This window comes from Rhodopseudomonas palustris (genome assembly GCF_013415845.1).
GTDB lineage: Bacteria > Pseudomonadota > Alphaproteobacteria > Rhizobiales > Xanthobacteraceae > Rhodopseudomonas > Rhodopseudomonas palustris_F.
Genome location: NZ_CP058907.1, coordinates 4,087,384 through 4,101,999, shown reverse-complemented (window position 1 = coordinate 4,101,999; position 14,616 = coordinate 4,087,384). Strand labels below are relative to the sequence as shown.

The 14,616-nt window shown below is 66.1% G+C and carries 13 protein-coding genes; 3 read left to right on the top strand and 10 right to left on the bottom strand.

Features of this window, described 5'->3' with window-relative positions; translation table 11 throughout:
• Positions 1-34 precede the first annotated feature (34 nt).
• From HZF03_RS18765 to HZF03_RS18735, 7 genes are all read right to left on the bottom strand, one after another.
• A complete protein-coding gene (locus HZF03_RS18765) occupies positions 35-1,654 on the bottom strand; it encodes a sulfite reductase subunit alpha (RefSeq protein WP_119019533.1) in 1,620 nt (539 codons plus the stop codon).
• Positions 1,651-3,423: a NirA family protein gene (locus HZF03_RS18760; protein WP_119019532.1), complete on the bottom strand. Its 1,773-nt coding sequence runs from the start codon at positions 3,421-3,423 to the stop codon at positions 1,651-1,653. The genes HZF03_RS18765 and HZF03_RS18760 overlap by 4 nt, the downstream gene beginning before the upstream one ends.
• Positions 3,424-3,465: 42 nt before the next feature.
• Positions 3,466-3,888 (bottom strand): globin family protein, encoded by a 423-nt coding sequence (locus tag HZF03_RS18755; RefSeq protein WP_119019531.1) that lies wholly within the window; start codon positions 3,886-3,888, stop codon positions 3,466-3,468.
• 357 nt (positions 3,889-4,245) lie between these two features.
• Positions 4,246-4,686, bottom strand: a complete 441-nt coding sequence (locus tag HZF03_RS18750) for a globin domain-containing protein (protein ID WP_011159247.1) — start codon at positions 4,684-4,686, stop codon at positions 4,246-4,248.
• A 20-nt stretch (positions 4,687-4,706) separates the two neighbouring features.
• The gene (locus tag HZF03_RS18745) at positions 4,707-5,867 is read right to left on the bottom strand and encodes a CmpA/NrtA family ABC transporter substrate-binding protein (RefSeq protein WP_119019530.1); all 1,161 of its coding nucleotides are present in this window, start codon (positions 5,865-5,867) and stop codon (positions 4,707-4,709) included.
• Complete coding sequence (locus HZF03_RS18740; RefSeq protein ID WP_047310094.1) at positions 5,864-6,448, bottom strand: ANTAR domain-containing response regulator; 585 nt, start codon at positions 6,446-6,448, stop codon at positions 5,864-5,866. The genes HZF03_RS18745 and HZF03_RS18740 overlap by 4 nt, the downstream gene beginning before the upstream one ends.
• 15 nt (positions 6,449-6,463) lie before the next feature.
• Positions 6,464-6,670: a hypothetical protein gene (locus tag HZF03_RS18735; protein WP_133303254.1), complete on the bottom strand. Its 207-nt coding sequence runs from the start codon at positions 6,668-6,670 to the stop codon at positions 6,464-6,466.
• Here HZF03_RS18735 and glpK point away from each other — a divergent pair.
• From glpK to HZF03_RS18720, 3 genes are read left to right on the top strand one after another with little or no spacing between them, the layout of a single operon-like run.
• Positions 6,657-8,159, top strand: coding sequence for a glycerol kinase GlpK (gene glpK, locus HZF03_RS18730; RefSeq protein ID WP_119019529.1), 1,503 nt, complete (start codon positions 6,657-6,659; stop codon positions 8,157-8,159). The two genes, HZF03_RS18735 and glpK, sit on opposite strands and share 14 nt — an antisense overlap.
• Before the next feature lie 17 nt (positions 8,160-8,176).
• Positions 8,177-8,413, top strand: a complete 237-nt coding sequence (locus HZF03_RS18725) for a DUF4160 domain-containing protein (protein WP_119019528.1) — start codon at positions 8,177-8,179, stop codon at positions 8,411-8,413.
• Positions 8,394-8,657, top strand: coding sequence for a DUF2442 domain-containing protein (locus HZF03_RS18720; protein ID WP_119019527.1), 264 nt, complete (start codon positions 8,394-8,396; stop codon positions 8,655-8,657). Before HZF03_RS18725 ends, HZF03_RS18720 begins: the two co-directional genes overlap by 20 nt.
• Before the next feature lie 385 nt (positions 8,658-9,042).
• On the opposite strand, the gene metH is transcribed toward HZF03_RS18720, so the two are convergent.
• From metH to metF, 3 genes are all read right to left on the bottom strand, one after another.
• Positions 9,043-12,924 carry a methionine synthase gene (gene metH / locus HZF03_RS18715; protein WP_119019526.1) on the bottom strand — a complete coding sequence of 1,294 codons (3,882 nt, stop codon included), beginning with the start codon at positions 12,922-12,924 and terminating at the stop codon, positions 9,043-9,045.
• 11 nt (positions 12,925-12,935) lie between these two features.
• Positions 12,936-13,337: an endonuclease domain-containing protein gene (locus HZF03_RS18710; protein WP_119019525.1), complete on the bottom strand. Its 402-nt coding sequence runs from the start codon at positions 13,335-13,337 to the stop codon at positions 12,936-12,938.
• A gap of 82 nt (positions 13,338-13,419) precedes the next feature.
• Complete coding sequence (gene metF / locus HZF03_RS18705) at positions 13,420-14,307, bottom strand: methylenetetrahydrofolate reductase [NAD(P)H] (protein WP_119019524.1); 888 nt, start codon at positions 14,305-14,307, stop codon at positions 13,420-13,422.
• Positions 14,308-14,616: the final 309 nt, after the last annotated feature.

Below are 14,616 nucleotides of genomic sequence, written 5' to 3'. Positions count from 1 at the left end.
CCGGAATGACGAGGGGAGAGGCTGTCAACCTCGCCTAATACACATCCTGCTGATAGCGCCCCTGCTTCTTCAGCTCGGACACGAACGCCGTCGCCTCCGCTGCTGAACGGGCGCCGTGCTGGGCGACGATGTCGACCAGCGCGCGCTCGACATCCTTGGCCATGCGCTTGGCGTCGCCGCAGACGTAGAGGCTGGCGCCTTCGGTGAGCCAGCTCCACAGGTCGCGGCCGACCTCGCGCATCCGGTCCTGGACATAGATCTTCTCGCCGCTGTCGCGCGACCACGCCAGCGTCAGCCGCGTCAGCAGGCCGGCGGTCTTCATGGCCTTCAGTTCGTCCTCATAGAAGAAGTCCGAGGCGGAACGCTGATGGCCGAAGAACAGCCAGTTCTTGCCCGGCGCCTGGATCGCCTGGCGCTCGTGCAGGAAGGCGCGGAACGGCGCGACGCCGGTGCCGGGGCCGATCATGATGATCGGCTGGTTGGGATCGGACGGCAGCGCGAAATGATGCGCCTTCTGCACATAGGCGCGCAACGTCTCGCCCGGCCGGACCCGCTCGGCGAGCCCGGTCGAGCAGACGCCGAGCCGCTGCCGCTTGCCGATTGTGTAGCGCACGCAATCAACCGTCAGCGACAGCCGGCCGGGCGTGGTCTTCGGCGACGACGAGATCGAGTACAGCCGCGGCTGCAGCGGATCGAGCGCTTCGATGAAGGCTTCCGGATCGGGACGGAGACCGGGGAATTTCTCCAGCGCGGCGAGTACGTCGAGCGTTGCGGCGTCGCCGTCGGGATCCTCGCCGCTGGCGAGCGCACGCGCTTTCTTTCGTTTGTCGCCGCCGGTGATGTAGCTGATCAGCTGAAACAGCATGTCGGGCGCCGGTGCCAACGACACGCTGTCGAGCAGCGTCTGCCGCAGCGTCGATTGCGCAATCGGAAACTCCGCCGGCGCGCCGAGCGCGTGCAGCACCGCGTCGACCAGCGCCGGATCGTTGGTCGGAAACAGCCCGAAGGAATCGCCGGCCTCGTAGCTGAGACAATCCTCCAGCTCGAACTCGACGTGCCAGGTCTCTTTCTCCGAGCCCGGCTTGTTGAGGCGCTTGCGCGACAGCACCTTGGCGGTTGCCGGATTGTCGCGCGAGGTGCCGCGCGGCGGCAACGCTGCTACTGGAGCAGTGTCGGCCGCGAGCGAGGGGGCGTTGTCCAGCGTTGGGGCCGAACCGATCTGTTCGGCCAGCGCCTTCACCATCCGCGCGGTGTCCTTGCCGCCAGGGGCGCACAGGTTCAGCCGCGTCTCTTGGCCTTCGAAGATCGCGCCCGAGTAGTTGCAGCAGTCGTAGCCGCATTGGCCGCAATCCTGCTGTGCCATCGCGGCCATCAGCTTCCAGCGCAGCGGCTTGCCCTCCGCAAGCTGCATTCGCTCGGCGATCGGCAGGCTCTGGTCGTGCCACGGTGCGCCGCCGTCATCGTCTTCGGCCGCTGGCGCGGGAGCGCCGGCGATGAATGCCGCGGCCTGATCGGGCGACAGCGCGGTGACGCCTTGCCCATCGAGCGACACCAGGCCGGCGAAGAAGCCGTTGAGCCAGGCACGCTGCTCTTCGGAAAACGGCGCGGTTTCCGGCACCAGTAGCGGGATCGGCGGCGGCAGGTTCTGGCTCATGCCACGGTCTCCGGTGATTGCTCGGATGCGAATAGTTGCTGCAGCGTCGCCGCATCGTGGCGGCGGACGAAGGCGAGGAAGGTTTCGGATGGCGACGCGCGCCGCGCCAGATACGTCTGCAGCATCCGCTCGATCACGCGCGGGGCATCGTCCTGCTTGACGTCGCGCAGCACCTCAGTGCCGATCGCCGCATCAACGCCGAAGCCTCCGCCAACGTGGATATGAAAGCCTTCGACGCTGTCCTCATCCGAGATCGCCACCTTGGAGCCGATCAGGCCGATGTCGCTGATGAAGTGCTGCGCGCAGGAGTTATGACAGCCGGTGAGATGGATGTTGATCGGCGTATCGAGCGGCACGCGCGGCTCGCAATATTGCGCGATCGCTTCTGCGGTCTCCTTGGTATGCGCGGCGGCGAAGCGGCAGCCGCTGGCGCCGGTGCAGGCGATCAGCCCGGCGCGGAGCGGCGAGGCGGTGATCGCCAGTCCCAGCGCCTCGATCGCCGCGGTGGCGTCGGTTACGCGCGCATCTGGCACGCCGGAGATCAATAGGTTCTGCCACACCGTCAGCCGCAGATCGCCGTCGCCGAAGCTGCGCGCGATCTCGGCGAGCCCGCGCATCTGAGCTGACGTGAGATGGCCGGTGGCGAGACGGACGCCGATCCAGTTCATCCCGGCCTGCTGCTGCGGATGCACGCCGAGATGCGCGGCGCGATCCTGTGCGGGGCGCGGCGCAGCGGCCTCGGCCGGCACACGGATCAGTTTGCGGCCGAGTTTGCCCTCCACAAGCTCCAAGTACTTGTCGAAGCCGAACGCATCGAGCACGTATTTCAGCCGCGCCTTGTTGCGGTCGGTGCGATCGCCGTGCTCGATGAACACCCGCACGATCGCATCCGCGACCTCGGTCGCCTCGTCGGGCGCCACGATCACGCCGGTGTCGCGGGCGAAATCCTTGTGGCCGGTGATGCCGCCGAGCGCGAGACGGAAGTACACGCCGGGCGCCACGCCGTGACCGTCCGCGATTTGCACCGCCTGGAACGCGATGTCGTTGGTGTCTTCCAGCGTCGGGATCAGCCCGCCGCCGTCGAACGCGACGTTGAACTTGCGCGGCAAGCCGAACAGCGCGCGCTCATTGAGGATGTGGAAATGCCAGTCGCGGGCGTAGGGCCGCGTATCGATCAGCTCCTGCGGGTCGATGCCCGCGGTTGCCGAGCCGGTGACGTTGCGGATGTTGTCGGCGCCGGAGCCGCGCGCCCACAGACCCAAGCTCTCGATGCCCTGCAGCAGTTGCACCGCATCCTTTGGTGCGATCTCGCGCATCTGCAGATTGGCGCGCGTCGTCACATGCGCGTAGCCGCCGGCGAGGGTGTCGGCGAGATCGGCGAGGCCGGCCATCTGCCATGATGTCAGGATGCCGTTGGGAATACGCAGGCGGCACATATACGAGGTCTGCGCCGGGGCGACGTAGAACAGCCCGTAGTAGCGCCAGCGGAAATTGTCCGCCGGCTTCGGTGCGGCGTTATCCTTCGCCTGCTGCTTCAGCCGGGCATAGGCATCGAACGGATGCTGCTCGCGCTTCCACTTCTCCTGGTCGTTGAGCTTCTTGCCCGACGCGGTGACGCGGTCCTGTGCCTGGAGGTGGATCGTGTCGGGGCCGCTCGGCGACGCGGCGCTGCCGGCCGGTAGGCTGCCACGCGCGGCGCGCGCCGCGGTGACGCCGGTGGCAAAGCCTTCGAGATAGCGCTTCTGGTCGATCGAGAATTCGTTGCCCATCGCCGCCTCACGCCGCTTGCACGGGGACGGGCAGGGCGCAGATCAGCTCGGCGCGTTGTCGCCGTAAGCCGCCGCCAGCATCGTCTCCGAAAGCATCGCGTAGGCGTCGCGCCAGGCTTCGGCCAGCTCCGGCGTCCAGTCCGAACCGAGCTCCCGCTCCAGCGTCCACAGCAGCGCCGCGCCGAACGGCGTGTAGTGCGCGGCGCTGACGCCATAGGCGATGTGCAACCGCGCCAGCCGCCCCGTGGCCGGCAGGATGGTGGCGAGATCGGTCAGCCCGGTCACCACCACGTTCAGCGTGCTCATCAGCTTCTTGCCCTGCCGGCGCATGTCGCCATGAAACAGCGGCCGCAGCTCCGGCGCGGTCGCGAACAGCCGCTCGTAGAACAGCGTCGCGGTCTCGTCCGAGATCGGCGTCAGCCGTGCGAAGCTCTGTTGCACCAATGCGATCGCCTGCGGCGTCATCACGTTCCTTGCTTGCGAGGTGGTTTCGCCGACATCCGTACACGAAGCGCTGCATCGACCAATCCCCTTTGCACGGGGCGTCTCGAACCGACGAAAAAAAGCCGCTGCCTGGTTGCTCGCGGAGCGAGGCCAGGACAGCGGCGTTGCTGTCGGAGTTTCGATGACGCCAGGACGCCCCACCGGCATCCCGCAAAGACAGTTCAGCGAATTTCGTGCCAATCGCTGGCAGGAGAGGGATTTGGCTGGATTGTCAGGTGCTTAGCGCCTCGCGTGGGGGATGCCGGAGCCTGCTCAAAGCCGCCGTACTGCGCTGCCCGGCTGAGCAGCGTGGCGACGAAATGTGCAGCGCAGCAGCACTCAGCCCTGGCGGTGATCCGGATAGGCGGCGCCGATCATCCGCGCCGAGATCACCGCATAGACCCTGCGCCAGGCCTGCTCGACGTCGTCGTTCCAGAACCCGGCGAGCTGCTGGCCGAGGCTCCATAGCAGCGCTTCGCCGACCGGCGCGTAGTGATCAGGACGGACGCCGTAGCGGACATGATCGACCGCCAGCTTACCGGCGACCGCGTACAGCCCGGTGAGGTTGTCGAGGCTGCCGACCAGCACCGCCAGCGTCTGGATGAACTTATCCTTCATCCGGGTCATGTCGCTGCGAAACAGCGTCCGGCTGTCCGGCGCGATCTCGAACAGCCGGGCGTAGAACTGATCGGCCATTTCGGTCGAGCGCGGCCACATCAGATCGAACGAGGTCCGCACCCGGTGGATGTCGGCGGGACTGAGGGTCGCGAGCGGGCTCATGGCGCGGTCTCGTGCGGGGCTCAGCGCCGGATCGTCATCCGCGCCAGATAGCCGGCGATATCGTCCGGATCGAACGGCGCGCCGGTGCACTCGCCGATGCCGTCGGCGGGCGCTTTCGGCAATGCAGGAGCCGTGCCGACCGCTGCGTCATACAGGTCCGGCCGGAACACCGCTTTGGCGGCGGCAAGCAGGTCGGCCGACAGCGGCGCCTGTCCCCATCGCACCATCTGGGCGTAGTTCCAGGCGCCTTGCACGGGGTCGGGCCGCGCCGCGGCCTCGCGCCCGACCAGCAGATAGCGGTCGCTGCTGCGCAGCGTGCCGTCGGCCGCGACCTTCAGCCGGCCGTCGAGCGTGCGGCGGATCAGCTCCGGCGTCACCTCGATCCGGCCGGGCGCGGCGAGCAGGGCGCAAACCTCGTCGCGGTTGGCGACGTCTTCGATGTAGTCGGCGGCGCGGACATGGGCGCGGATCAGCGCTTGCAGCACCTCGGGGTGCTGCGCGGCCCAGGTCGCCCGCACCGTCAGCATCTTCTCGGCGGCGCGCTGAAACAGCTCGCTGGTGAAATGCAGGATGGTGCCGATGCCGAGATCGATCGCCACCGAATTCCACGGCGCACCGACGCAGAAGCCGTCCAGATGCTTGCTGGCGAGACTCTCCACCATGAACGGCGGCGGCAGCACCACCAGCCGCACGTCCTCGTCCGGATCGACGCCGCCGGCGCCCATCCAGAACCGCAGATCGTAGTTGTGGCTGGAGAACGGGAAGGTCATGCCGAAGGTCAGCGGCTCCTGGCCCTTGGCGCGGCGCTCGGCGACGACCCGTGCCAGCGCGCGTGCCGAGACGACCGGATCGGCGACGTCGCCGTCGGCCATCGCGACGATCGCGGCGTGCAGGTCCGGCGACACGGTGATGGCGTTGCCGTTGACGCCGAGGCCGAAGCCGGAAATCACCGGCACTTTGACGTGGCCGATGCCGAGGCTGGAAGCGACCGCCAGCGGCGCCAGCAGATGCGCGGCGTCGAATAGGCCGATGTTGAATTTATCGCGGACGTTGGCCCAGGAGATCTCGCGCACCAGCTCGACGTCGAGGCCCTCGGCGGCGCAGAAGCCCTTGTCGGCGGCGACGATCAGCGCGGCGGCGTCGACCAGCGGGATGAATCCGATGCGCAGCCGCTCGCTCATTTCAGCATCTCCGAAGCCGTGATCACCGACTGGGCGATCTCGGCGATCTTCTTCTTCTCGTTCATCGCGGTGGTCCGCAGCAGCACGTAGGCCTGCTCCTCGGTGAGGCCCTTGGCCTTCATCAGGATGCCCTTGGCGCGGTCGATCACCTTGCGGTCTTCGAGCGCCGAGCGGGCATTGCTCAGCTCGGTCTCGAGCTTGGCGAAGGCGTTGAAGCGCGAGATGCACAGATCGAGGATGTGCTTCATCCGCTCCTTCTTCAGCCCGTCGACGATGTAGGCGGAGACGCCGGCATCGACCGAGGCCTGGATCGAGGCGGTGTCGCTCTGGTCGACAAACATCGCGATCGGCCGCTTCACGATCCTCGAGACCTGGAACATCTGCTCCAGCATGTCGCGGCTGGGGTTTTCGAGGTCGATCAGGATCACGTCCGGATCGATCTGATAGATCCGCGCCAACAGATTGGTGGTGCCTTCGAGATGGGTGATTTCTGTCATCCCGGCCTCGCGCAGGCCCTCGGTGAGAATCGCGGCGCGCACCGGGTTCTCATCGACGATGACGATGTTGAGCGAATGGTCCATCAGTCGCGGCGGTACCTATGGAGGGTTGATGGCAGCACAAACCACATCCGGGTCGGCAATTGAAGCAGATTGATTGTGCACCGCCGGCGCTCCCAGGTTCAAACCCGGCAGCGGTCGCGGGCTGGATTTTCGGCCGATATTGACGCCGAAACCGCGATCGGGTGGGGTGGGCAAAATCGTTCCGTCATCATCTTCGGGAAGAACGCTGATGCCTTTCGTCATGGCCATCGATCAGGGCACCACCTCGTCGCGGGCGATTCTGTTCCGCTCCGACATTTCGATCGCGGCCTCCGCGCAGCAGGAATTCCCGCAGCATTTCCCGGCGTCCGGTTGGGTCGAGCACGAGCCCGAGGACATCTGGGCGACGACCATCGCCACCTGTCGCGCTGCGATGGACAAGGCCGGCGCGACCGCCGCCGACATCGCCGCGATCGGCATCACCAACCAGCGCGAAACCGTGGTGGTGTGGGACGCGGTGTCCGGCCAGGCGATCCACCGCGCCATCGTCTGGCAGGATCGCCGCACCGCGGAGTTCTGCACCCGGCTGAAGGCCGACGGGCTGGAGCCGATGGTCACCGCCAAGACCGGACTGATCATCGATCCGTATTTCTCCGGCACCAAGGTTGCCTGGCTGCTCGACAACGTGCCCGGCGCACGAGCCCGCGCCGAGCGCGGCGAGCTGAAATTCGGCACCGTCGATTGCTATCTGTTGTGGCGGCTGACCGGCGGCAAAGTCCACGCCACCGACGCTACCAACGCCTCGCGCACCCTGCTGTTCAACATCCACGACGGCGCCTGGGACGACGAGCTGCTCAAGCTGCTCGGCGTGCCGCGCTCGATGCTGCCGGAGGTGAAGGATTCATCGGCGCATTTCGGCGACAGCGTGCCGGAGCTGTTCGGCGGCTCGATCACCATCCGCGGCATCGCGGGCGACCAGCAGGCGGCGACCATCGGCCAGGCCTGCTTCACCCCGGGCATGATCAAGTCGACCTACGGCACCGGCTGCTTCGCGCTGCTCAACACCGGTGCGACGCCGGTGAAGTCGAACAACAAGCTGCTCACCACGGTCGCCTATCAGCTCGATGGCAAACGCACCTACGCGCTGGAAGGCTCGATCTTCGTCGCCGGCAGCGCGGTGCAATGGCTGCGCGATGGCCTCGGCGTCATCAAGCATGCCTCCGAGACCGGGCCGCTCGCCGACAAGTCGGATTCGGCGCAGAGCGTGTACCTGGTGCCGGCCTTCGTCGGCATGGGCGCGCCGTATTGGAATCCACGCGTCCGCGGCGCGCTGTTCGGCCTGACGCGCAACACCGGCCCGGCCGAGCTTGCCCATGCCGCGCTGGAGAGTGTCTGCTACCAGACCTTCGACCTGTGGGCGGCGATGCGCGCCGACTGGCCGGATGCCGACGCCGCCACTACCGTGCTCCGCGTCGACGGCGGCATGACCGCGTCGGACTGGACCATGCAGCGCCTCGCCGATCTGCTCGACGCCCCGGTCGATCGCCCGGTGATCCAGGAAACCACCGCGCTCGGCGCCGCGTACTTGGCCGGCCTCAGCGCCGGCGTCTTCCCCGAGCCGCAAAAATTCGCCGACAACTGGCGCCTCGACCACCGCTTCCGCCCCGCAATGAGCGCAGCGACGCGCGAGCGCAAGTTGGCGGGCTGGGCGAGGGCTGTGAAGGGGCTGTTGGCGACGGATGAGGGGGAGTAACAGGGAGCTTCGCCGCGATGCCGACCGTGTTGCGCTGGGGAGCCTACCGGGCGTTCTTCTACTCAAATGAAGCCGGGGAACCTGCTCACGTGCATGTCCGAGCCGGCAACAGCGAAGCCAAGTTCTGGTTGCACGATCTCTCGATTGCGGTGAATGCGGGATTTCCCGCTCACGAGATCGGCGCTATTCTTCGTCACCTCCGCGCGCATCGTGAGTTGCTGGAAGGCAAGTGGCATGAGCACTTTGGAAATTGATGTCGGCGACATCAGGCCGGTCGCGGTGGAGTTCACTGCGGACGAACTCGTCGTGACGCTCGCCGATGGCCGGCGGATCGCAACGCCGCTCGATTGGTACCCCAGCCTGCTACACGCGTCTGCGGCGGCGCGCACTAATTTCGAGTTGATGCCGATGGGCATTCACTGGCCGGAGCTCGACGAAGACCTCGGCATTGCAGGCATGCTACGCGGTCGATCTGCGACATGCGCTTCACAAGCTTAGCGCAGAGGGCGGAATGGCCTCATCCGTCGCTCTGCGAGAGGCTAGGCGTCCTGAGGAGCTACAAGCGCCGCACGCGCTTTCCGTAATAGGTGCTGAGCAAACAGTATAAGTTCGACAGCCAGTATAGGGTCGTCCACCCACTGAAATTCGTGAGTAACTGGATTTCTGATTCCCAGCATCGCTCCCGCTGCCTGACCGCGTGCTGGGTCGACGAGGCTGATCATCGAATCGGCCTCAGCACACGCGAAACTCGCGTCGCATCTTGACAATATTCCTATGTGGACCACGCGCTCTCTGCCATACTGGGTCCCCCGCCTGCGCGGGGGACGACGATCGAGGACGGCGGCTTGCGCAGGCGATCACGCCTGCAAGAAGCCCACCGCTCTTACTTCGCCGCAACCTTCTGCTTGCGCCAGGCGAGGTGCAGCGCGCAGGTGCAGCCCTGCGGGTGCGATGCCAGAGCGGCGTCTTCGGCAGAGAGCGGGGCAGCGGCTTGCGGCGCCAGCGGCGGCATGCCGGTTTCGTCTGTGGCGCCGGTGCTGCGCGACGGGATGTAGTTCAGCACCGGTGCCAGCCAGCGCTCGGCGGTGGCGACGTCCCAGCCCTTGCGGGCGGCGTAGTCCTCGACCTGGTCGCGTTCGATCTTGCCGACGCCGAAATAAGCGCTCTGCGGATGGCTGAAATACAGCCCCGAGACCGACGAGCCCGGCCACATCGCAAAACTCTCGGTCAGCGTCACCCCGGCGGAGGCTTCGGCGTCGAGCAGCTCGAACAGCGTCGCCTTCTCGGTGTGATCGGGCTGCGCCGGATAGCCGGGCGCCGGGCGGATGCCCTGATACTTCTCCAGGATCAGATCCTCGGCCGACAGGGTCTCGTCCGCCGCATAGCCCCAGAACTCGCGGCGGACGCGGGCGTGCATCCGCTCGGCGAAGGCCTCGGCGAGACGATCCGCCAGCGCCTTGACCATGATCGATGAGTAGTCGTCGCGCTCGGCCTTGAACTTGTCGGCGATCACGTCCTCGCCGATGCCGGCGGTGACGACGAAGCCGCCAATGTAGTCGGCGACGCCGCTCGCCACCGGCGCGATGAAGTCGCTCAGTGCGGCGTTGGCGCGGCCCTCGCGCTTGTCGAGCTGCTGGCGCAGCGTGTGCAGCGTCGCGATCGGCGTGATACGGGCTTCGTCCGCATAGACCAGGATGTCGTCGCCGTCCGCGTTCGCCGGCCAGAACCCGATGGTCGCCTTGGCGGTGAACCAGTTCTCGGTGACGATGCGGTCCAGCATCTTGCGGGCGTCGGCATACAGCGACCGCGCCGCTTCGCCGACCACGCTGTCGTCGAGGATCGCAGGGAAGCGTCCGGCGAGCTCCCAGGCCTGGAAGAACGGCGTCCAGTCGATGTACTCGGCGAGCTCCGCCAGCGAATAGCCGCTGAAGCTCCGCGTGCCGATGAAGGACGGCTTCACCGGCTTGGTCGCGGGCCAGTCGATCTTGGTGGCGTTGGCGCGGGCCGCGGCGAGCGTCAGCCGCTTCTTGTCGGCCTGAGCGCGGTGATGCGCCGCCGAGATCTTGGCGTAGTCGGCACGTACCTCCGCCGCATAAGCGGCGCCTCTGTCTTTCGACAGCAGCGAGGAGGCGACGCCGACCGCGCGGCTGGCGTCGTTGACGTGGACGACGCTGCCGGACGGATAGGCCGGGTCGATCTTCACCGCGGTGTGGACGCGGCTGGTGGTGGCGCCGCCGATCAGCAGCGGAATATTGAAGCCGCTCCGCTGCAGCTCGCCGGCGAGGAAGCTCATCTCGTCGAGCGACGGCGTGATCAGGCCGGACAGGCCGACGATATCGGCGTTCTCGGCCTTCGCGGTCTCGATGATCTTGGCGGCCGGCACCATCACGCCGAGGTCGATCACCTCGAAGTTATTGCACTGGAGCACGATGCCGACGATGTTCTTGCCGATGTCGTGGACGTCGCCCTTGACGGTGGCGAGCACGATCTTGCCGGCGGTGGCACGTTCGCCGGTGTCTGTGCCGGCGGCGAGATTGCGTGCCTTCTCCTCTTCCATGAACGGCATCAGATAGGCGACCGCCTGCTTCATCACGCGGGCCGACTTCACCACCTGCGGCAGGAACATCTTGCCGTCGCCGAACAGGTCGCCGACCACATTCATGCCGGCCATCAGCGGGCCTTCGATGACGTGCAGCGGACGTTCCGCTTTCGCTCGCGCTTCCTCGGTATCCAGCTCGATGAATTCGGTGATGCCGTGTACCAGCGCGTGGCTGAGCCGCTGCTCGACCGGCCAGGAGCGCCAGGCGAGGTCCTGTTCCTTCTGCTGCTTGCCTTGGCCGCGATACTTGTCGGCGAGCGCCAGCATCCGTTCGGAAGCGCCTGGATCACGGTTGAGGATCACGTCCTCGCAGACCTGGCGCAGCTCGGGATCGATGTCGTCGTACACGATCATCTGCCCGGCATTGACGATGCCCATGTCCATGCCGGCCTTGATGGCGTGATACAGGAACACCGAATGCATCGCCTCGCGCACCGGCTCGTTGCCGCGGAACGAGAAGGAGAGATTGGACACGCCGCCGGAGATATGGGCGTGCGGCAGGCTCGAACGGATCCAGCGCGTCGCCTCAATGAAGTCGACGCCGTAGTTGTTATGCTCTTCGAGGCCGGTGGCGATCGCGAAGATGTTCGGATCGAAGATGATGTCTTCCGGCGGGAAGCCGACGCGGTTCACCAGGATATCGTAAGCGCGGGCGCAGATCTCGGTCTTGCGTGCGTAGGTGTCGGCCTGGCCGGTCTCGTCGAAGGCCATCACCACGACCGCGGCGCCGTGACGGCGAGCGATCCTGGCTTCGTGTAGGAACTTGTCCTCGCCTTCCTTCAGCGAGATCGAGTTCACCACCGGCTTGCCTTGCAGGCACTTCAGCCCGGCCTCGATCACATTGAACTTCGACGAGTCGACCATCACCGGCACCTTGGCGATGTCCGGCTCCGCGGCGACGAGGTTGAGGAAGGTGACCATCGCGGCTTCGGAATCGAGAAGCCCTTCATCCATGTTGACGTCGATGATCTGGGCGCCGTTCTCGACCTGATCACGGGCAACCTGCAGCGCGGCGGCGTAGTCGCCGGCGGTGATCAATTTGCGGAATTTCGCCGAGCCGGTGACGTTGGTGCGCTCGCCGACATTGACGAACGGAATGTCTTTGGTCAGCTCGAATGGCTCGAGGCCGCTCAGCCGCAGCCGCGGCTCGATGGTCGGGATCACGCGTGGCTTATGCGGCGCGACCGCTTCGGCGATCGCCTTGATGTGGGCCGGCGTAGTGCCGCAGCAGCCGCCGACGATGTTGACGAGGCCGGCTTCGGCGAATTCGCCGACCAGCGAGGCCATGTATTCCGGGCTCTCGTCGTACTGGCCGAATTCGTTGGGCAGGCCGGCGTTGGGATAGGCGCAGACCAGCGTATCGGCGACGCGGCTGATATCGGCGATGTGGGCGCGCAGATCCTTGGCGCCGAGCGCGCAGTTGAAGCCGATGGTGATCGGGCGGGCGTGCCGGACCGAATTCCAGAATGCTTCGGGCATCTGGCCCGACAGCAGGCGGCCGGATTTGTCGGTGATGGTGCCGGAGATCATCACCGGCACGTCGATGCCGCGGGCTTCGGTGATCTCGGCGATCGCGTACAGCGCCGCCTTGGCGTTCAGCGTATCGAAGATGGTTTCGAGCAGCAGGATATCGGCGCCGCCGTCGAGCAGACCGTTGATCTGCTCGCTATAGGCGATGCGCAGATCATCGAACGTCACCGCACGGTAGCCGGGATTGGCGACGTCCGGCGAGATCGAGGCGGTGCGGTTGGTCGGGCCGATCGCGCCCGCGACGAAGCGCGGCTTACCATCTTCGGCTTCGACCTTGGCGGCGGCGTTGCGGGCAAGGCGGGCACCGTCGCGGCTCATCTCATAGGCCAGCTCCGACATGTCGTAGTCGGCCTGGGCGATCGAGGTCGAGGAGAATGTGTTGGTCGCAACGATGTCGGCGCCGGCGCGCAGGTACTGCGCGTGGATGTCCTCGATCGCCTGCGGCTGGGTCAGGATCAACAGGTCGTTGTTGCCGCGCAGGTCGCGGTGGAAGTCCTTGAACCGCTCGCCGCGGAATGCAGCTTCGTCGAGCTGCAGCTGCTGGATCATCGTCCCCATCGCGCCGTCGAGCACGAGGATACGCTGCGCGGCGAGGGCATGAAGACGATCGGCGATTGGGCTTTTGGAAGTCGACATCTGCAAACTACTCAGCGCGGCTCCCTCTCCCCGTCGGGGAGAGGGCTGGGGTGAGGGGGATCGAACGCATGCGGTCTGATCGTTCGGGCAATCGTTTCGAGCACGCCGTCGGGATTCGACAGCACATCGTTGTTCCAGAACCGAACGACCAGATAGCCCATCGCGGAGAGCACCTCCGTCCGCGCCGTATCTTGCTCGGTCTGTTGTTCATGTTGTCCGCCGTCGAGTTCGACGACGAGCCGCGCTTCGGTGCAGCAGAAGTCGACGACAAATCGGTCGATCGGAAATTGCCGCTTGAACTTCCATCCATCGAGCTGGCGATTGCGGAGACGGCGCCACAGCAACGTTTCGGCCTGCGTCGGCTGAGCCCGCAGGCGCCTGGCGATCGGTGTACGCGTGGTGCGGATGACCATCGGCGCCGGCGCCCCTCACCCCAGCCCTCTCCCCGACGGGGAGAGGGAGCGCGCCCTGCGCGGGGAGAATCTGGTTGCAAGTTCACGCGGCTTGCCTTGCCGCCTGCGGCCGGAAGCCCAGCAGATGGCTGATGGCGAACGCCAGGTCCGCGCGATTCATGGTGTAGAAGTGGAAGTTGCTGACGCCGTGCTTGGCGAGCTTATGCACCTGGCCGGCCGCGACGGTGGCGGCGACCAGCTTGCGGGTGTCGGGATCGTCGTCGAGCCCTTCGAACTGCTTGGCTAGCCAGTCCGGCACGCTGGCGCCGGCGCGGGCGGCGAAGCCTGCGGCCTGCTTGAAGTTCTGCACCGGCAGGATACCCGGCACGATCGGGATATTGATGCCGCGAGCGCGGACGCGGTCGAGGTAGCGGAAGTACAGGTCGTTATCGAAGAAGAATTGGGTAATCGCGCGGGTCGCGCCGGCATCGACCTTGGCCTTCAGGATATCGAGGTCGGCGTCGAAACCGGTGCTCTCCGGATGCTTCTCCGGATAGGCCGACACCGTGACGTCGATGTCCGGGTAGCGGCGCTTGATCGAGGCGACGAGATCGGCCGAGCTGCGATAGCCCTGCGGATGCGGCGTGTAGGTGCCGCCGAGGCCGGTGGTCGGATCCCCGCGCAGCGCCACGATGTGGCGGACGCCGATGTCGTGATACCGCGCGACGACATCGTCGACGTCGGCACAGGGGGCGTCGACGCAGGTCAGATGCGCCGCCGGCGTCAGATCGGTTTCTTTCAGGATGCGCGCGATGGTGGCGTGGGTCCGCTCCCGGGTGGAGCCGCCAGCCCCATAGGTGACGGAGACGAAGCTTGGATGCAGCGGCGCCAGCCGGCTGATCGCCTGCCACAAATTGCGCTCCATCTCCTCGGTCTTCGGCGGGAAGAACTCGAAGGAAATCGCCGGAAGCTGCTGCGGCAGGTCGCTCATCTGATCGTCATCCAGTTTGAAAGGGCGGTTCGGGCATCCACAGGCACGTGCGGCTGCCCAACGGCCAGGAACCTCCACGAACCGCGTTAAATTAGGCCGAACTGCTTTCCGCGGCCAGCCCACTTTGGGCGATATCAGTTTGGGAAGTTGCCCAAAATAGTCCGTTTTTCACGTTGGGTGGGGTTGCAGCCTGTCCGGGGGTGGGCAAGGCGGATGCCGCGCCTTCTTTGAAAATAGATCGATCCGTCAGATGGTTGTGTGCAGCGTGGCGATCTTGGCGGGACCAGATCAGCCACATCTTCCCAAGCA